Here is a 17,707-nt window from a genome sequence, read left to right on the forward strand (position 1 = left end):
CCTCCGGTGCGGTCTCCGGCGCGCGTGCCGCGCGGACAGGACGGTCATGTCAGCCGCCGGAGAGCCGCAGGGCCTTGTCGATCTTGCTGTCGAGGCCGCTCAGCCCCTTGCCGAGATCGGGCACCTTGCCGGGCTCCCACTGGTCCTGGACGAACTTCTGGAACTGCACGATGTAGTCGCCGCCGTTCGGGCTGGACGGGCTGGTGGTGGTCTCCGGATGCTGGAAGACGTCCATGAACGTCTTGAACTGGGGCGGCAGCTTCAGGCCGGGTGAGGCGATCGCGGCGCGCGTGCTCGGCACGTTGCCCAGCGCGTTGGCCAGCGTCACCACGGCCTGGGTGTCGGTCGTGAGGTACTTGACGAGCGCCCAGGCGGCGTCGGGGTGCTTGGCGCCGCGCGGGATCCCCATGATGGTGCCGAGGGTGAAGCCGCTGCCGTACTGGTCCTTGCGGGCGTCGGCGACGGGCGGCGGGGCCGTGCCGTAGTCGAGCGAGGGCGCCTCCTTCTCGATGAACTTGGTGCGCCACTCGCCGTCGACGGCCATGGCGACCTTGCCCTTCTGGAAGGGGTTGGACGCCTCGAACTCCTGGCCCATCGACCGCATGAACTTGCGCGCGTTCTGCAGCCCGTACCAGTCGAGGAGCTCCTTGGACCACTTCAGGTACGCGGTGAACGCCGGGTCCTTGGAGAAGTTGGCCTTGCCGTCGTCGCCCAGCCACTTCACCCCGAAGCTGGGGGCGATGTGCTGCGGCGTGTGCTCGTAGTACTGGACCGAGGGCATGAAGCCGGCGACCTTGATGGTGCCGTCGGGGTCGCGGACGGTCAGCTTCTTGGCCAGCGCGGCGAGCTCGGTCATCGTCGTCGGCGGCTTCTCGCCCTTCATCAGCTTCTTGTTGTAGTAGAGGCCGTAGGCGTCGGCGAGCAGCGGCAGCGCGCACCGCTTGCCCTTGAACTGCGTGTAGTCCTGGACGGCCTTGGGGAAGATGCCGAGGTCGACCTTGTCCTTCTGGATCCGCGGGGTCAGCTCCTGCCACGCCCCGCTCTGGCAGAACTGGCCGAGGTTGTCGGTGGTGAAGGAGGACACCACGTCGGGCGGGTTGCCGCCGCGGATGGCGTTGGTGATCTGGTCGTCGAGCTGGTTGCCGGTGATCTTGACGGTGATGTTGGGATGCGCGCGGCGGAATCCGGCGACGGCGTCCTCGAACGCCTTGACCTCGTGGTCGGCGCTCCAGCCGTGCCAGACCTGGATCGTCTGCGGGGCGTCGGCCGCGGGCCCGGCGTCCTTCTCCTTGGTGCCCGCCGTGCAGGCCGTGGCGAGGACGAGGACGGCGGTCAGGGCCACGGTGCGGTACGAGGCGCGAGGTGGGGGTTGGATGCGCACTCCGGTTCCTCCTTCAGGGAGTGGTGCTGGAGAAGACCTCGGTCCGGGCGTCGCCGAGCGCCAGGTGCAGGGCGCCCGCCAGGACGGGGTTGCCTTCGACCGAGCTGAGCCGGACCGGAGGCCTGGGGATGGTCATGGTGTGCAGCTCGCGCTCGACGAGCGCGCGCAGCGGCTCGCCGCCCGACCGCAGGACCTCGCCGGTGAGGACGATCAGCTGCGGGTCCAGGACGGCGACGACGGTGGCGAGGGCGGCGCCGAGCCGGGTGGCCAGCTCGGTGAGCGCGGGGCGGCCCGCGTCCGGGTCGGCGGCGGCGCGGCCGAGGGCGGTCGCGGCGTCGCGCCCCCGGAAGCCGTGGGATCGCATCAGCCTGAGCACGGCGGCGCCGCCGGTCAGGCTGTGCACGCCGCCGGTGTGGGTGCGCCGGACGTCGCGCATGAGCGGCGCGCCCGCGACGGGCATGTAGCCGATCTCGCCCGCGCCGCCGGTGGCGCCGCGGTGCAGTGCGCCGCCGAGGACGACGGCCATGCCGACGCCCTCGGCGACCCACAGCAGCACGAAGTCCCGCACGTCCTGTCCGCCGGACAGCTCCGCGAGCGCGGACAGGTTGACGTCGTTCTCGATCGAGACCGGCGTGCCGAGCGCGCCGGTGAGGCGCTTGCCGAGGTCGGGGACGTGCCACCCGGGAATGTGCGCGGCGTACCCGAGCCTGCCTGTGGTGGGATCGACCGCGCCGCCGATCCCGATGACCACGCGCCGGAGCCGGTCGCGCGGTATCCCTGCGGCGGCCGGTTCGAGAGCGGCCCGGACCCGCGCCACCGCGTCGACGCCCGAACGCGCCGGTGTGGGCAGCGTGTGCTCGCCCGTCACGGCCCCCGTCAGGTCGGCCACGACGGCGCGGATCCGCGCCGGGGTCACGTCGAGCCCGGCGACGTACGCCGCGCCCGGATCGATCCGGTAGAGCTCTGCGGTACGGCCCGGCAGGCCCTCCCGTATCCCGTCCTGGACGACGAGCCCCGCCTCTTCGAGCCGGGCCAGCAGCTGCGACGCGGTGGGCTTGGAGATGCCGGTGAGCTCGGACAGCTGCGGCCGGGTGAGCGGCCCGCGTTCCAGCAGCACCTCCAGCGCCGCGCGGTCGTTGATGGCCCGCATCAGGCTCGGCCTGCCGGGCATGGGTGCCGTCAAGGGATCGCCTCCGCCCGCCCGGGACCGCGGAGTTAGGAAGGTTTCCTAACTTGGAAGTGAAAGTAAGGAACCCTGCCGAATTCGTCAAGGGGTCATTTCAGGCGCCGGGCATGCCGGGGGCGTCCTCGTCGAGCCGCCGGAGCGCCGCGGCGGGCAGGTTCAGGGGGCCGCCACGATGAAGCTGGAGTTGCCGAAGCCGACCTCGTCGCCGGGGCGGACGCGGGCGGGGCCGGTGAGGCGCCAGCCGTTGACGCGGGTGCCGTTCATGGACCCCAGATCGGAGATCATCCAGCCCTCGTCGCCCTGGTAGATCTCGGCGTGAAAGCGGGAGACGGTGAGGTCGGTGAGGATGAACTGGCAGCCCGGGGCGCGCCCGACGACGATGCGGGTGAGGCCGGACGGCGGCAGCATGAACCGCGGCAGCCGCGGTGCCCGCCAGGCCGCCTCGATGCGCGCGGTGACCTGGGAGACCGAGGAGATGATGCCGGTCAGCCGGTTGACGACGCGGTTGGTGGACGGCAGGTCGTGCACGATGTCGGCGAGCTCGGCCTGGCTCTGCGCGCGCAGCACCTGATCGACCCGGCGCTCGAACGTCTCATGGGACATCCGGCCTTCGGCCACTCGATCGCTGAGCACGCGCAACACTCGGTCGCGCTCCATATCGGACGCTCTCACCGGATATGAGGGCTGACCGTCCATGCTGTGAGTATCCAGATCCCGTCGTCGCCTGTCCAGGAAAGCCCGCATCCCCAGGATAAGTGATCATCATTGCCGATCCCCTTACCCCGTCCTCCTTTCCGGGTGTTCGGCAGGGCTGTCTGTTGGACGCCCGGCGGCCGCCCGGAGTTCGGGCGGCGACCGGTCTTTCGGCGAGTGGATCTTCCGGTGTCAGCGGGAGAGGAGGTCCCGGGCGATGTGCGTCACCTGGATCTCGTCGGTGCCCGCGTAGATCTGGAACGACTTGGCGTCGCGGGCGAGCTGCTCGACGCGGTACTCGCTCATGTAGCCGTTGCCGCCGAACAGCTGGACGGCCTCCATCGCCACCTCGCCGGCGGCCTGGGCGGAGTAGAGCTTCATCGCCGACGCCTCGGCCAGCGTCGGGGCGCGCCCGGCGCGCTGCATCTCGATGTGCCGGAAGACGAGGTTCTGCACGTTGATGCGCGCGACCTCCATCTTCGCGAGCTTCAACTGGATGAGCTGGAAGTCGCCGATCGGCTGCCCCCACAGCTCGCGCTTCTTGGCGTAGTCGACCGACAGCTTGAGGCACTCCTCGATGACGCCGAGGGACATGGCCGCGACGCCGGCGCGCTCGGTGACGAAGTTCTGCTTGGCCGACTCCTTGCCGTCGCCCGAGCCGCCGGTCAGCAGCCGGTCCGCGCCCGCCCGCACGTCGTTGAGGAACAGCTCGCCGGTGGGGGAGGAGTGCAGGCCCATCTTGCGCAGTGGCCTGCTCTGGTCGAGGCCGGGCATGCCGCGATCGAGGACGAACGTGAGGATCTCGCGGTCGCGCGGGTCCTCCCCGTCGTCGAGCTTGCAGTAGAAGACGATCGTGTCGGCGTAGGGGCCGTTGGTGATGAACGTCTTGCTGCCGTTGAGGACGTACTCGTCGCCGGCCTTGCGCGCGGTCGCCTGCATGCCGCCGAACGCGTCGGAGCCGGAGTTGGGCTCGGTGATCGCCCAGGCGCCGACCTTGTCCATGGTGAGCAGGTCGAGGCCCCAGCGCTCCTTCTGCTCGACCGTGCCGCGCTTCATGATCGTGCCCGCCGCGAGGCCCAGGCTCACGCCCATCGCGGTGACCAGGCCGGGGGAGACCTTGCACAGCTCGATGATGGGCAGCATGTTCATCGCGGCGTTGCCGCCCGAAGGCCTGTCCTCGCCTGAGTCGCCGTCGGAGTCGCCGCCCTCGTGCTCCCTGCGGATGCGGGAGGCGAACGAGGATCGTGCCAGCTCGTCCATGCCGAACGTCTTGAACAGGCTCCGGATCAGGTCGTAGGGCGGGAGCTCGCCGGCGTCCAGGGCGTCCAGGTTCGGCCGGACCTCCGCGTCGATCCAGCCGCGCACCGCGTCCCGGATCATGACGTCCTCGTCGGACCACTCGATCATGCCTGCCCCGCCCTTCCGCCTCTGCTCGGTAGCCATATCCAAGCAGAGGTGGAAAGTAAGTGCTTATTTGGGGCGGGTGGGCTACTTCTCGAACGAGACGACGTCGGCGAGGATCCCGCCGTCCGGGGTCTGCCGTTCGGCCGAGGGGCTGTCGTAGACGACCAGCAGCTTCGGCCCGGCGGCGTCGGACTCTTCCAGGACCGCGATGCCCTCGGCGTGGTCGTCGCCGTCCCCGAACGGGAGCTCGCCGACGAGGCGCAGCTCGCCGGCGGGCACGATGTCGGCGGCGGCGACCTTGGCGGCGCCGGGCCAGCGCACCACGCGCACCGGGCCGTCCAGGTCCATCGTGGGGCCGGTGAGGATCAGCAGGTCGTCGCCGTGCGGGCACAGGTCGCGGATGCCGAGGCCGCCCAGGTCGAGGAAGTGGGTGCGGTAGGGCGCCTTGTCCTCGCCGATGGGGCGCAGCCGGAGGCGGTGCGGGTCGTCCGGGTGGGTCTCGGGACGGATCTCGATGAGCACCGCCCAGCCGCGCAGCACCGGCCCGCGCAGGCCGATGTAGAGGCGGTCGCCCTGGGAGGCGATCCCCTCGATGTCGATGCCGTTGTCCTTGCTCGGGATCGGCAGGAACGGCGCCAGATGCGGATCGCCGGCGAGCATGTCGGTGAGCGAGTCGCCGTGCCCGCCGAGGACGGCCGCGGTGTCGTCGCCCCTCCGCTTGACCACCTCGGGCAGGCCGTCGTCGCCGGTCGCCAGGGGGAGCCGGGCGAGGATGAACCGGTTCTCCTCGCGGACGACCGAGGCCAGCCGCTTGCGGGCCTTGGCGTCGGACTGCCCGGCCTTGATCTTCTTGCGCTTGAGGCTGTGCGAGCCGATCGCCCACAGCCAGCCGTTGGCGCGGGCGAGGCCCTCGATGTCGGCCTCCTCGTCGGGCCCGGCCGGGAGGTCGACCAGGTCGGCGAGGGCCACCGAGCGGTGGTCGTCGTAGGCGGTGACCCGCCCGGACCCGTCGGTGGTCGCGGTCAGCCGCTCGATGGTGGCGGTCTCGTCGCCCGCCAGCCACAGGCAGGCGCCGTCCTGGCGGACGGCGGAGAGGTTGGTGTGGGTCTCGGCTTCACGGCTCTCGTGCCCGAAGCGGAGCTCGACCCGGCGTTCCACGATCATGCGCCGATGCTCCCATAGAACCAGGGGCGAAATCGTCGGTATCCGCCCTGGTCATTTCTGATCTACATTGTAAAGGCCGCGTCCCAGCGCACCGGCAGCCGCAGCGGTTTCCTGAACACCAGGCCTCGCGCCGGCACCGCGTGCGCGGAGTCGAGCCGGAGGCCCGGCAGCCGGTCGAGCAGCGCCGCCAGGGCGGTGCGGGTCTCCAGGCGGGCCAGGTGCGCGCCGAAGCAGAAGTGCGGCCCGTGCGCGAAGGCCAGATGGTCGGCGGCGTTCGCGCGGCGGACGTCGAACCGATCGGGGTCGGGGAAGACCGCCGGATCCCGGTCGGCGCCGGCGATGGACACGCGCACCAGGTCGCCCTTGCGGACGGCCGCCCCGCCGAGGGCGACGTCCCGCGTGGCGTAGCGGTCCACGACCGAGGCGGACGGCTCGAACCGCAGCGACTCCTCGATCGCGGCGTCCAGCAGCGCGGGCTCGGCCCGGACCAGGGCGAGCTGCTCGGGGTGGGCGAGCAGGTGCAGTGCCGCGTTGGAGATCATGCCCTCGGTCGTGTCGATGCCGCCGAACATCAGCACGGCCGCGTTCGAGGTGACCTCCTCGGCGGTGAGGCCCTCCTGCTGGTGCGCGGCCTCCGCGAGCAGCGACGACGATCCCGGGACGCCGATCGCCTCGTGGACGGCCGCGCTCAGCCGTTCGTAGGCGTCGCCCGCCCGGCCCGGGCGACCGGCGGTGATGTCGGAGACGGCCACCACGAACGCGTCGTACCAGGACCGGACGGTGGTGGCGTCGACGCCTTTCAGGCCGAGGGCCTCGGCCACGACGGCGACGGCGAGCGGGCCGGCCAGGTCGCCCCGCAGCTCGGCCCGCCCGGCGGGCGCGAACCCGGCGACGAGCCGGTCCACCTCGGCCTGGACGAACGCGGTGAACCGGGCACGCGTCTGGGCTGGGCGGAACGGGCGGGCGAACGGCTCGCGGTGGCGGGTGTGCGTCCGCCCGTCCAGCGACAGCATGCTGGGGCCGACGACCTGCGCGGTGGAGAACCGCGGGTCGTCGACCGTGAACGCCGCCGCGTCGCGCATCACCCGCAGGGCGAGCTCGTGCGAGGTGACGAGCCAGCCGTCGAAGGCGGGCAGCCACGAGACCGGCTCGCGGGCACGCAGCCGGGCCAGGAGCGGATGCGGGTCGTTCTCCAGCTCCTCGACCGTGGCCGCCGCGCCGACAGGGAACATCGCTGGCAGAGGAGTCATTCCAGCGAGCGTAGCCGCCTGATCGTCATGCGGCGGTGGCGCGGTCCTCCCACCAGGTGCGGCCGGGGCCGGGGAGGGTGTGGATCGGGTCGTAGTACTCGTACCGGCGGTTGAGCGCCTCGGGGTCGGCGGCCTCCAGGGCGGTGCGGTAGTTCTTGGTCCAGTACGAGATGCCGCGCTCGCGGTCGTAGTCGGCGAGCTGGTGCACCCATCGCTTCCCGACGTAGGGCACGTCGCAGACGATGCGCGGGGTGGCGAACCCGGGCAGGTAGCCCATGATGGCGTGCTGCAGCTCCTGCGCCTCCCACACCGCGACCCGCCAGTGCTCGGCGTAGGGGATCATGTCGCACATGTAGAGGTAGTACGGCAGGATCCCGGCCTCGTCGAGCAGCGCGAACGACAGGTCCAGCAGCTGCGCGGGGGTGGTGTTGACGCCGCGGAGCAGGACGCCCTGGTTGCGAACGTCGCGGATGCCGGTGTCGAGCATCGCCTTGGCCGCGCGGGCGACGAGCGGGGTGACCGACTGGGCGGCGTTGACGTGGGTGTGGACGGCGATCTGCACGCCGCGTTCCTGCGCCTTGGTGGCCAGGCGTTCCATGCCGGCGCGGACCTCGTCCTGCAGCCAGTGCTGCGGCAGGCCCATCAGCGCCTTGGTGGCCAGCCGGATGTCGCGGATGTTGTCGACGTCGAGGAGGGCGTCCACGAACGACTCCAGGCGCGGCCAGGGCAGGTTGGCCACGTCGCCGCCGGAGACCACGACGTCGCGTACGCCGGGGGTGCGGCGCAGGTAGTCGAGCATGGCGCCGTGCCGGTCGGGGGCCTTGATCGTGAACTTGTGCTTGTCCACGGCCGGGGTGGACGTGCCGACCAGGTCCATGCGGGTGCAGTGCCCGCAGTACTGCGGGCAGGTCGGGAGGAGCTCGGCCAGGACCTTGGTGGGGTAGCGGTGGGTGAGCCCCTCGACCGCCCACATCTCGGCCTCGTGCAGGGAGTCACGCGAGGAGTAGGGGTGGGACGGCCAGTCGGTCCGGCGGTCGCCGAAGACCGGGATCATGTACCGGCGCACCGGGTCGGCGAGGAAGGCCGCGGTGGAGGTCACGTCCATGGTGTTGACCATCTGGGGCGTGACCAGCATCGACATGGTGGCGCGTTCGGCCTGGTCGCGCTCCAGGTCGGCGTAGAACGACTCGTCGAGCAGGTCGCCCATGACGGCGCGGAGCTGCCGGATGTTCTTGACGCAGTGCGCGCGCTGCCACTGGGCCGACTCCCACTCCTGCTCCGTGACGTCCCGCCAGCCGGGGAGGCGCCGCCAGTCCGGTTCCTCCAAAGGCCGGCGCCGATACACGTACGGCTGGTCCGAAATCCCGGCATCGCCGCCCGCGGCGCGGGCTTCGGGATGCAGAGCAGTGGTCATCGTTGACCCCCTCGCGCGAAACACTTGAACGAAATCTTGTCTGGGACGGACGTTACGGGAAGAATTTCGTATAAACCAGTGGTACCCCGGACATCCTCCGGTAAGACATTTCGGACAGCAGAGTTGAGGCGGGCGGATAGGTGACCGATCCACGCACGAGCACGTCCCCTGTCGGGCTCCACCGGGTCCTGGAGCCGTGCGGCGTCCTGCCCCAGGCGGCGGCGCGGCTCGACACCGACCCCCGGATCCGCGCCGACGAGGTGCGGGTACGGGTGGAGCGGCTCAATCTCGACGCCGCCTCCTACCGGCAGCTGCACACCGCGCACGGCGGCGATCCCGAGGCCGTCCGCCGCGAGGTGCTGGCGATCATCGATGAGCGCGGCAAGATGCAGAACCCGGTGACCGGCTCGGGCGGGATGCTCGTCGGCGTCGTCGAGGAGGTGGGACCGGGCTCGCCGCTGGGCCTCAAGCCGGGCGATCGGATCGCGACGCTGGTGTCGCTCACGCTCACCCCGCTCGCGATCACCGACGGGCTGGCCCGCTGGGACGGCCGGTCCGAGCAGATCCCGGCCGAGGGTCACGCGATCTTGTTCGCGCGTTCGATCGCCGCCGTCCTGCCCGCCGACCTTCCGGTGCCGCTGGCGCTGTCGGTGATGGACGTCTGCGGCGCGCCCGCGCTCACCCATCGTGTGGTCCGCCGGTACAAGGGGCCTGGCGGACCCGCGTCGGGCGATCCGGCGCCCGGTGGACCGGTGGTGGCGGTGCTGGGGGCGGCGGGCAAGAGCGGGTCGCTGTCGCTGGCGGCGGCCCGCCGCGCCGGCGCGGCCCGGACGATCGGGCTGGTGCCCATCGAGGACGAGGAACGCCGCCTGGCGGCGACCGGCCTCGCCGACAGGGTCGTGCGGGCCGACGCGCGCGACCCGGTCGCGGTGGCCGAGGCCCTCGGCGAGCCCGCCGACGTGACCGTGGTCTGCGTGGACGTGCCGGGCTGCGAGCACGGCGCGATCCTGGCCACCGCGCCCGGCGGCACGGTGATCTTCTTCTCGATGGCGACCTCGTTCGCCGCCGCCGCGCTGGGCGCCGAGGGCCTGGCGGCCGACGTCACGATGCTGGTCGGGAACGGCTACGTCCCCGGGCACGTCGATCTGGCGTTGGACTTGTTCAGGTCGGAACCGGCGATTCGCGCGTTGTTCACCGCCCGGGAGGGCGGTGAACAACCAGAATGACCGGGACGAACCACCCGGAATATCGAGGAGCACTGTGATGGCGAGCATCACCCGGTCACTGCGCGAGCGTGACCCCAGGCAACGCCAGGACCAGATCGTGGAGGTGCTGGTCGACGCCTTCTCCGACCTGATGGAGCGCAGTCCCGCCGAGTTCCGCCGCCGCTTCCGCAAGATGGCCTCGGACCCGTTCGCGTTCTACCGGGGGAGCGCCTGCCTGTTCTACGCCGACATCGTCGACGACGAGGATCCGTGGGCCGACGAGCGCACGGGCCGCGTCTGGATCCAGGGCGACCTGCACGCGCAGAACTTCGGCACCTACATGAACGACGACGGCATCTTCATCTTCGACGTCAACGACTTCGACGAGGCCTACGTCGGGCACTTCACCTGGGACGTCAAGCGCCTGGTGGCCAGCCTGGCGCTGCTGGCGTGGAGCAAGGCCATCTCCGACTCCGACATCCAGCGGCTGATCGAGACCTACGTCCGCGCCTACGTCGACCAGGTCCGCCACTTCGCCGAGCACGACACCGACCACGACCGCAAGTTCGCGCTGACCCTCGACAACACCGACGGCTATATCCGCGCGGTGCTGGTGGCGGCGCTGGCCAACACCCGCATCGAGCTGCTCGGCGAGATGACGCTGGTCGACCAGCAGGAGCGGCGGTTCCGCAACCGGCCGGGCGTGCGCCGCCTGGGCGACGAGGAGCGGGCCAAAGTGGAGGCGGCGTACGAGGCGTACCTGCAGACGATCCCCGTCGACAAGCGGCTGCGGCCCATCACCTACCAGGTGAAGGACATCGTGGGCGCCTCCGGGTTCGGCATCGGCTCGGCCGGGCTGTCGGCGTACAACATCCTGGTGGAGGGCAACAGCCAGGCCCTGGAGAACGACGTCATCCTGTCGATGAAGCAGGGCAACGTCGCCGCGCCCAGCAGGGTCGTCGACGACCCGCGCATCCGCGACTACTTCCAGCACCACGGCCACCGCACCGCGGTCTCCCGGCGCGCGCTGCAGGCCAACACCGACCCGTGGCTCGGCCACACCGAGCTGGACGGGGTGGGCTACGTCGTCCAGGAGCTCTCCCCCTACGAGGAGGACCTGGACTGGTCGGCCCTCACCGAGCCCGAGGACATGCTGTCGGTCCTGGACGACCTCGGCCGCGCCACCGCCAAGATCCACTGCGTCTCCGACTCCGACTCCGACCACACCCTGGTCGGCTTCCAGGTGGAGGACGCCATCAACGCGGTGATCGGCCCGGACGAGAAGGCCTTCGTCGAGGCGATGGTGGCGTTCGGCATGGAGTACGCCACGGTCGTCCGCGACGACCACCGGCTCTTCGTCGACGCCTTCCGCAACGGCCAGATCCCGGGCCTGTAGAGGAGCGCCCGAGGGATCCCGGCGGCTCCCGCGACTTTTCCCGGGCTCCCGAGTCACGCCCGGCGGCTCTCGCCGCACTCACCAGACGACGGATGGGGCACGCGGGCCGCCGGCACGTCCCGGGCCGGCGGGCCGGGCCCCTGGGTGAGGGGAGGAGCCGTGGTGAACGATCCGGCTCTGGTCGCCGCGGCGGTGGCGTCGATCGGCACCGCCGCGGGCGTGGCGACGACATGGCTGCACACGCGCGCCTTCCTGAACGCGCCACCGACCAGCTGGAGGCCCGGCTCGCGGACACCGTCGATACGGCCGTCCACCTGAAGCGGGTCACCGGTCGCAAAGGCACCGGAGTCACCCGCCACAGCGGCCTCGCCGAGGGCCGCCCGCGCCGATCATTGGCCCGGCGGCTGTCGTTCGCCGGTGCGCGGCTGGCGTGGTGGACGGCCTGGGCGCTCGCCCTCGGCGGTCTTCTGGTGGTGACGACGCTGCTCGGCGCCGTGGGCGGATCGGCGTCGCTGGTGTGGGCCGTCTCCCTGGGCGGCACGATCGCGTCCGCCGTCGTGGTGCCGGTGGTGGGCTTCACGATCAACCAGTTCATGCTGACCAGGAGAGGGCGGGCCCTGGCGGGCTCGGTGGCGGAGATCAGGGCGCTCAAGGAGAGTGACGCGGCGGCGTTCAGCCGGCCCTTGGCGGTGTTGTTGCGCGGCGACCGCGGCCTCCAGGCCGCCGCCGCGCGGCGGCCTGGCTCGCCCGCGCCGGGCTTCCGTGCCGAATGGGATGAGTCGCCACCGAAGGGAGGGCAGCCCCGGAGCTTCTGGCATTCGCTCACCGACGCCGAACGCGCGGCGTTTGGCGCGCCGGGAGCGGTCAGCCGTCATGGTCGAGCGGGAACTGCACGATCTTCGCCGTGGACGTCGCCGGGTTCGCGTCTCACACCCGCGACGACGACGACCGGAGATTCGTCCGCGAGACGATCTTCCGGATGCTGGAGCAGGCGTTCTCGAGTTCGGGGCTTCGTCTTCCCGACTATTACCGGGAGGATCGGGGCGACGGCGTCCTCATCATCGTTCCGCCCGACGTCCCCACCCGGACCGTCGTGGATCCGATGCTCGCACGGCTGGAGACCGAGTTGCGGCGGCACAACCAGCGGGCGGCCGCGCCGGTCAGGATCCAGTTGCGGGCCGCTCTGCACGTCGGCCCGGTGGTGGGGGACCTCCACGGCGTCTTCGGGAACGCCATCACCCAGGCCGCGCGGCTGCTGGAGGCGCCCGTGCTCAAGAGCGGCCTCGCCGAAAGCGGGGGCGATCTCGGCTTCATCACCTCGGCGTACGTGTACGAGTCGGTCATCAGAGAGGGGCCCGGCTTCGTGGATCCGTCCCTGTACCAGCCGGTCGAGATTCAGGTCAAGGAAACCGAGCTGAGCGCGTGGATGTACCTCGCCAACGGCAATTCCCTGCGAGCCGTCACCTCGCCCGGATACTCCTGATACACCGGCGGTTTCCGGAAGTTCGAGGTGGGGCGGTTGAGGTTCTTGCGGATTGGGGGCGGTTTGCCGCAAGATCTTCCGTAGTAGTCCCATCACTACGGACGATTGTTCGAGGGGGTCGGCAATGACGCCGCAGCGAAAACTCGATCTCGATCCGGCGGTGGCCGGGCGGGCCAGACGGCTGGCCGCCCGCGCCGCCGAGCCGATCATCGAGATGGCCCGGACCCACACGACCGTCTCGGTGGAACGGGCACTGCTGCGGCTGGCCGGGCTCGGCGGCGCCGACAGCGACGGCCGCCCCTGGGTCAACCATCTCGCCGACGCCGTCCGCGGCCAGGTGGGCCTGGAGCACGGCGTGGCCCTCCCGGTGTGGGACGCGCTGGTCAACGGGCCCTATGGTTCGCTGACCGAGCTCGCCGAGGCCGCGGCGCGGGGGCGGGTGTCCTTCCGGCTGCCCGCGGGGACCGACGCGGCGAACGCTCGGGAGGCGGCGCGGCGGGCGGCCCGGGCCGGGATCACCGCGATCGACCGCCGGCGGGCCGAGCGGGACCGGGTGCTGGCCGAGGTCGGCGACCCGGCGCAGCCGTGGATCTACCTGATCGTCGCCACGGGGGACATCTACGAGGACATCCCGCAGGCGCAGGCCGCCGCGCGGGAGGGCGCCGACGTGGTCGCGGTGATCCGGTCGACCGGCCAGTCGCTGCTGGACTTCGTGCCGGAGGGGGCGACACGGGAGGGCTACGCCGGCACGTATGCCACGCAGGAGAACTTCCGGCTGATGCGGGCCGCCCTCGACGACGTCTCGCGGGAGCTCGGGCGGTACGTGCGGCTGACCAACTACGCCTCGGGGCTGTGCATGCCCGAGATCGCGACGCTGGCCGGGCTCGAGCGCCTGGACATGATGCTCAACGACTGCATGTACGGGATCATCTTCCGCGACATCAACCCGCGCCGCACGTTCATCGACCAGCGGTTCTCGCGGCAGATCCACGCGCGCGCCGGGATCGTCATCAACACCGGCGAGGACAACTACCTCACGACGGCCGACGCGGTCGACGCGGCGCACACCGTCATCGTCAGCCAGCTGCTCAACGAGCGGTTCGGGCACGAGGCGGGCCTCGCCGACGGCCAGCTCGGGCTCGGCCACGCGTTCGAGATCAACCCGGCGGTGCCCGAGTCGTTCCGGCTGGAGCTGGCGCACGCCCAGCTCGTCCGCGAGCTGTTCCCCGACGCGCCGCTGAAGTACATGCCGCCGACCAAGCACATGAGCGGCAACATCTTCGCCGGGTACCTGCTCGACGCGTTCTTCAACCTCGCCGGCGTCATGACCGGCCAGTCGATCATCCTCATCGGGATGATGACCGAGGGCATCCACACGCCCTGGCTGTCGGACCGCGACCTGGCGCTGGAGAACGTGCGGTACGTCCGCGACGCCTGCGGCGGCCTCGCCGACGACTTCGTGCCGCGCCCGGACGGGTTCGTCGCCCGGCGCGCACGGCAGGTCCTGTCGGAGTCGATCGACCTGCTCGACAAGATCTGTGACGACGGGCTGCTGACCGCGATCGCCGACGGCACGTTCGGCATCACCCGCCGGCCCGCCGACCGCGGCAAGGGCCTGGACGGCGTCGCCGAGCGGGCCGGCGGGTACTTCAACCCCGCCATCGAGATCCTCGACAGTGAGGACCCGCACGCCCACCACGGCGTCCACTCAGAGGAGGTGCCGGCATGACCCCACCGCCAGGAAGCACGCATCCCGCGGGAAGCGCGGACACCCAGGCCCCGGCCGAGCCCGCCGACACCCGGCAGGTCATCCGGCCCTACGGCGACACCACCGGCGACGCCATGGTGCAGGTCTCCTTCACCCTGCCCGTCCCGGCGGGCAAGCGCGCCGAGGCGGCCGCCCTCCAGCTCGCCGGGAAGATGGGACTCGACCCGGCCAGCGTGGTGCACGCCAAGCCGATGGGCCCCGACTTCACGTTCTTCATCGTCTACGGGCGGGTCGGCCACCTGATCGATTACGCCTCCATTCCCGTGCCGGAGGGCCGGGAGTACCCGCTGCTGGGCGCCAAGGAGGTCAACCTGGCGATCCGCGCGGCGCTGGGCCGGCGGCTGGTGATCGTGGGCGCCTGCATCGGCACCGACGCCCACACCGTCGGGATCGACGCGATCCTCAACGTCAAGGGCTTCGCGGGGGAGAAGGGCCTGGAGTACTACCGCGAGATCCAGGTGGTCAACATGGGCGCCCAGGTCACCGTCGAGGAGCTCGTCGAACGCGCCAAGGCCGACAACGCCGACGCCGTCCTGGTCTCCCAGGTGGTCACCCAGAAGAACGCCCACCTGCACAACACCAAGCAGATGGCGGCCGCCTTCCACGCCGAGTACCCGACGGCCGTCGCCGCCGGGATGGGCCGCCCGCTGCTGGTGGTCGGCGGCCCCCGCTTCGACACCGTCACGCCCGCGGATCTCGGCGTCGACCGCATCTTCGGCAAGGGCACCACGCCCGCCGAGGTCGCCAGCTACCTCGTCCACGCGCTGCTGCCCGGGGAGGCCGCCCAGTGACCGGTCCGGACCTGGAGGGGCTGACGGTCACGCACCGCCGGTACGTGCCGTACTCCCACGCCCACTACGCCGGTGACCTCGTCGACGGCGCCTACGTGCTCGGGCTGTTCGGCGACGTCGCCACCGAGGTGTGCATCCGCACCGACAACGACGAGGGGCTGTTCGCCTCCTACTCCGACGTGCAGTTCCGCGCGCCGCTGCGGGCCGGCGACGTGGTCGAGGCGACCGCGACCGTCGTCCGGGTGGGGCGCCGCAGCCGGACGCTGGAGTTCGAGGCGCGGGTGGTGTGCCGTGGCAGTTCGGGAATGAGCACGCCGGGCAAGGGCGCGTCGGCCGCCGAGGTGCTCGGCGAACCGATCATCGTGGTCACCGCGACCGGCACGGTCGTGGTGCCCGAACCGGCGCGGCCGAAGTTGTGACCGCCGTGACCACCGTGATTTGCGAACCCTCGCCGATCATGGTTTTCACCTTGTGAAACAAGGGATCCCCGCAGAACGTGAGGCGGTTGACAAGGGCCCGGAAGCCGGTAGTTTTGCTGCAGTCCAGCACGGGACTCACCGATCGGCCGCTCGAGGCGCCACCGGACACCGCGCCGCGACGGGCACGAGTGCGGATTCGCTCCCATCCCGTCCCAGCCAGGTGCAGGTGACCGGCAGCCGGCGTCACGGCGGAGCCGCCCGATCGGGCGGGGGCTTGGACCCGGGAAGGGCCCGGACATCCAGGAGAAAACGGAGCATCATCGTTCTCACCGCCTGTGAGACGACTCCGGCCCGATGGATGTCACGGGCCCTCTCCCGTGCCCTCCTTTGCTCGGTCAGGATGGTCGTGCCAGCCCCTCCTGCGCGGTAGCGTTCCCGCCAGTGGTGTTATCGACAAGGAGCCATGGTGGCGCAGGAGACCCTCCCGGACCGGACACCGCCCGCGGCCGGTTCCGCCGGTGAACCCGGCACCGCTGGCGAGCCCGATACCGCCGGTGAGCACGGTTCGGTCGGCGAGCCCGGCGACGGCGCCCCTCGCGGGCGTGCCGCGCGCCTGGCGGCGTTCGGGCGGACCAATGGCCGCGCCGGGTGGCCGCGGACGCTGCTGGCGATCGCCTCCGGGCTCGTCATGTGGCTGGCGTTCCCGCCGATCGACCTGTGGCCGCTGGCGCCCGTCGGCGTGGCGATGTTCACGCTGGCCCTGCGCGGGCTGCGCGGCCGTACCGCCGGGTGGCTCGGCTTCGTCGGCGGCGCCGCGTTCTTCCTGCCCGTCCTCACCGGCATCGCCAAGATCGGCCCGGACGGCTGGATCCTGCTGAGCCTGGTCCAGGCGCTCTACTTCGTCCCGCTGGGGGCCGGTATCGCGCTGGTGACCCGGTTGCGCGCGTGGCCGGTATGGGCCGCGGCCCTGTGGGTCGCCGAGGAATTGCTGCGCGGCACCGTGCCGTTCGGCGGCTTCCCCTGGGCCCGGCTGGCGTTCAGCCAGACCGCGGCCCCGCTCACCCCGTACGCCTCCGTCGGCGGCGCGCCGCTGGTCACCTTCCTCACGGCCCTGATCGGCGCCTTGCTGGCCTGCGCCGCGGTCGTCGTGCTCGGGCACCGGCACGGCCCGGCGAAGGCCGCCGCCCGGCCGCTGGCGGTCGCGCTGGGCGCCGCCGCGGTGATCGTCGGCGGTGGCCTGGTGATCCCGACGCCCGCCGAGGGCAAGCCGGTCACGGTCGCCGTCATCCAGGGCAACGTGCCCCGGCTCGGCCTTGACTTCCAAGGGCAGCGCAAGGCCGTGCTCGACAACCACGTCAAGCAGACCCGTGAGCTGGCCCGGCAGGTGCGCGCCGGCCAGGCCGCGCGGCCCGAGCTGGTGGTGTGGCCGGAGAACGCCAGCGACCTCGACCCCTACGCCGAGCCCGACGCCTACACCGCCATCGACGGCGCCGTCCGCGACATCGGCGTCCCGGTGCTGGTCGGCGCCCTCGTCGACACCCCCGACGGCAAGCGCGTGGAGAACCGCGGCATCGTGTGGGACCCGCGCAGCGGCCCCGGCGACTACTACGTCAAGCGGCACCCCGTCCCGTTCGGCGAGTACCTCCCGTTCCGCGACGTCCTCACCAAGCTGATCACTCGCTTCGAGCGGATCCCGCGCGACTTCGCCAAGGGCACCCGCTCGGGCGTCATGCGGCTGGGGCCGGTCACGATCGGCGACGTCATCTGCTTCGAGGTCGCCTACGACAAGGAGGTACGCGACGTCGCCGCGGGGAACCTCCTGGTCGTGCAGACCAACAACGCCACCTACGGCAAGACGAGCCTGCCGCCCCAGCAGATCGCCATGTCCCGGCTGCGCGCGGTGGAGCATGGCCGTACGATCTTGGTGGCGGCGACGAGCGGCATCAGCGCGATCGTGGCACCGGACGGCACGATGATCGACCGGTCCCGCGAGTTCACACCCGACATCCAGGTGGCGAGCGTGCCGGCGCGCACCTCGCGTACGCTGTCCGACCGGCTCGGGGCCACGCCGGAACGGGCGCTCGCGCTGCTGGCCGTAGGGGCGGCCGGTGTGGCCGTGGCGACCACCCGCAGGAAGAACGAGGGGAAGTAGA

Annotated in this window: 15 protein-coding genes; 7 read left to right on the forward strand and 8 right to left on the reverse strand. The window is 71.4% G+C overall.

Annotation, left to right across the window (positions count from 1 at the left end):
- Positions 1 to 49 precede the first annotated feature (49 nt).
- From ACGFNU_RS19805 to ACGFNU_RS19835, 7 genes are all read right to left on the reverse strand, one after another.
- Positions 50 to 1,381, reverse strand: a complete 1,332-nt coding sequence (locus tag ACGFNU_RS19805) for an ABC transporter substrate-binding protein (RefSeq protein ID WP_392595482.1) — start codon at positions 1,379 to 1,381, stop codon at positions 50 to 52.
- Between the two features lie 13 nt (positions 1,382 to 1,394).
- Complete coding sequence (locus ACGFNU_RS19810; protein WP_392595484.1) at positions 1,395 to 2,564, reverse strand: ROK family transcriptional regulator; 1,170 nt, start codon at positions 2,562 to 2,564, stop codon at positions 1,395 to 1,397.
- Positions 2,565 to 2,723: 159 nt separating this feature from the next.
- Positions 2,724 to 3,311: an FHA domain-containing protein gene (locus ACGFNU_RS19815; protein ID WP_392595486.1), complete on the reverse strand. Its 588-nt coding sequence runs from the start codon at positions 3,309 to 3,311 to the stop codon at positions 2,724 to 2,726.
- A 141-nt stretch (positions 3,312 to 3,452) separates the two neighbouring features.
- On the reverse strand, positions 3,453 to 4,667 hold the full coding sequence (locus ACGFNU_RS19820; RefSeq protein ID WP_392595487.1) for an acyl-CoA dehydrogenase family protein: 1,215 nt from the start codon (positions 4,665 to 4,667) through the stop codon (positions 3,453 to 3,455).
- Positions 4,668 to 4,748: 81 nt separating this feature from the next.
- Positions 4,749 to 5,828, reverse strand: coding sequence for a DUF3616 domain-containing protein (locus tag ACGFNU_RS19825; RefSeq protein ID WP_392595489.1), 1,080 nt, complete (start codon positions 5,826 to 5,828; stop codon positions 4,749 to 4,751).
- Between the two features lie 62 nt (positions 5,829 to 5,890).
- Entirely contained in the window at positions 5,891 to 7,078 is a 1,188-nt protein-coding gene (locus ACGFNU_RS19830; protein ID WP_392595491.1) for a cytochrome P450, read from the reverse strand.
- A 25-nt stretch (positions 7,079 to 7,103) separates the two neighbouring features.
- Complete coding sequence (locus ACGFNU_RS19835; RefSeq protein ID WP_392595493.1) at positions 7,104 to 8,492, reverse strand: KamA family radical SAM protein; 1,389 nt, start codon at positions 8,490 to 8,492, stop codon at positions 7,104 to 7,106.
- 140 nt (positions 8,493 to 8,632) lie between these two features.
- On the opposite strand from ACGFNU_RS19835, the gene ACGFNU_RS19840 reads away from it, so the two are divergent.
- A complete protein-coding gene (locus ACGFNU_RS19840; RefSeq protein WP_392595494.1) occupies positions 8,633 to 9,718 on the forward strand; it encodes an L-erythro-3,5-diaminohexanoate dehydrogenase in 1,086 nt (361 codons plus the stop codon).
- A gap of 37 nt (positions 9,719 to 9,755) precedes the next feature.
- Positions 9,756 to 11,093: a DUF2252 domain-containing protein gene (locus tag ACGFNU_RS19845; RefSeq protein ID WP_392595495.1), complete on the forward strand. Its 1,338-nt coding sequence runs from the start codon at positions 9,756 to 9,758 to the stop codon at positions 11,091 to 11,093.
- Between the two features lie 53 nt (positions 11,094 to 11,146).
- Here the strand turns inward: ACGFNU_RS19845 and ACGFNU_RS19850 are convergent, their stop codons facing one another.
- The gene (locus tag ACGFNU_RS19850; protein WP_392595497.1) at positions 11,147 to 11,407 is read right to left on the reverse strand and encodes a hypothetical protein; all 261 of its coding nucleotides are present in this window, start codon (positions 11,405 to 11,407) and stop codon (positions 11,147 to 11,149) included.
- A gap of 590 nt (positions 11,408 to 11,997) precedes the next feature.
- Between ACGFNU_RS19850 and ACGFNU_RS19855 the strand changes: the two genes are divergently transcribed.
- The 5 genes from ACGFNU_RS19855 (at position 11,998) to lnt (ending at position 17,706) form a co-directional block, all read left to right on the forward strand.
- The gene (locus ACGFNU_RS19855) at positions 11,998 to 12,576 is read left to right on the forward strand and encodes a hypothetical protein (protein WP_392595499.1); all 579 of its coding nucleotides are present in this window, start codon (positions 11,998 to 12,000) and stop codon (positions 12,574 to 12,576) included.
- 124 nt (positions 12,577 to 12,700) lie between these two features.
- Positions 12,701 to 14,305, forward strand: coding sequence for a lysine 5,6-aminomutase subunit alpha (locus ACGFNU_RS19860; RefSeq protein WP_392595501.1), 1,605 nt, complete (start codon positions 12,701 to 12,703; stop codon positions 14,303 to 14,305).
- Entirely contained in the window at positions 14,302 to 15,135 is an 834-nt protein-coding gene (locus tag ACGFNU_RS19865) for an OAM dimerization domain-containing protein (RefSeq protein ID WP_392595502.1), read from the forward strand. The genes ACGFNU_RS19860 and ACGFNU_RS19865 overlap by 4 nt, the downstream gene beginning before the upstream one ends.
- Positions 15,132 to 15,554, forward strand: coding sequence for a hotdog fold domain-containing protein (locus ACGFNU_RS19870; RefSeq protein ID WP_392595504.1), 423 nt, complete (start codon positions 15,132 to 15,134; stop codon positions 15,552 to 15,554). Before ACGFNU_RS19865 ends, ACGFNU_RS19870 begins: the two co-directional genes overlap by 4 nt.
- Positions 15,555 to 16,017: 463 nt before the next feature.
- Entirely contained in the window at positions 16,018 to 17,706 is a 1,689-nt protein-coding gene (gene lnt / locus ACGFNU_RS19875; RefSeq protein WP_392595506.1) for an apolipoprotein N-acyltransferase, read from the forward strand.
- Position 17,707: the final 1 nt, after the last annotated feature.

The sequence above is a fragment of the Spirillospora sp. NPDC048911 genome (genome assembly GCF_043198015.1).
Lineage (GTDB): Bacteria > Actinomycetota > Actinomycetes > Streptosporangiales > Streptosporangiaceae > Spirillospora.

Excerpts from the sequence above, each read along its gene's own strand:
- ACGFNU_RS19820 (WP_392595487.1), bottom strand. The coding sequence starts at position 4,667 with ATGATCGAGTGGTCCGACGAGGACGTCATGATCCGGGACGCGGTGCGC.
- ACGFNU_RS19865 (WP_392595502.1), top strand. The coding sequence starts at position 14,302 with ATGACCCCACCGCCAGGAAGCACGCATCCCGCGGGAAGCGCGGACACC.
- lnt (WP_392595506.1), top strand. The coding sequence starts at position 16,018 with ATGGTGGCGCAGGAGACCCTCCCGGACCGGACACCGCCCGCGGCCGGT.
- ACGFNU_RS19860 (WP_392595501.1), top strand. The coding sequence starts at position 12,701 with ATGACGCCGCAGCGAAAACTCGATCTCGATCCGGCGGTGGCCGGGCGG.
- ACGFNU_RS19815 (WP_392595486.1), bottom strand. The coding sequence starts at position 3,311 with ATGCGGGCTTTCCTGGACAGGCGACGACGGGATCTGGATACTCACAGC.
- ACGFNU_RS19825 (WP_392595489.1), bottom strand. The coding sequence starts at position 5,828 with ATGATCGTGGAACGCCGGGTCGAGCTCCGCTTCGGGCACGAGAGCCGT.
- ACGFNU_RS19830 (WP_392595491.1), bottom strand. The coding sequence starts at position 7,078 with ATGACTCCTCTGCCAGCGATGTTCCCTGTCGGCGCGGCGGCCACGGTC.
- ACGFNU_RS19845 (WP_392595495.1), top strand. The coding sequence starts at position 9,756 with ATGGCGAGCATCACCCGGTCACTGCGCGAGCGTGACCCCAGGCAACGC.
- ACGFNU_RS19835 (WP_392595493.1), bottom strand. The coding sequence starts at position 8,492 with ATGACCACTGCTCTGCATCCCGAAGCCCGCGCCGCGGGCGGCGATGCC.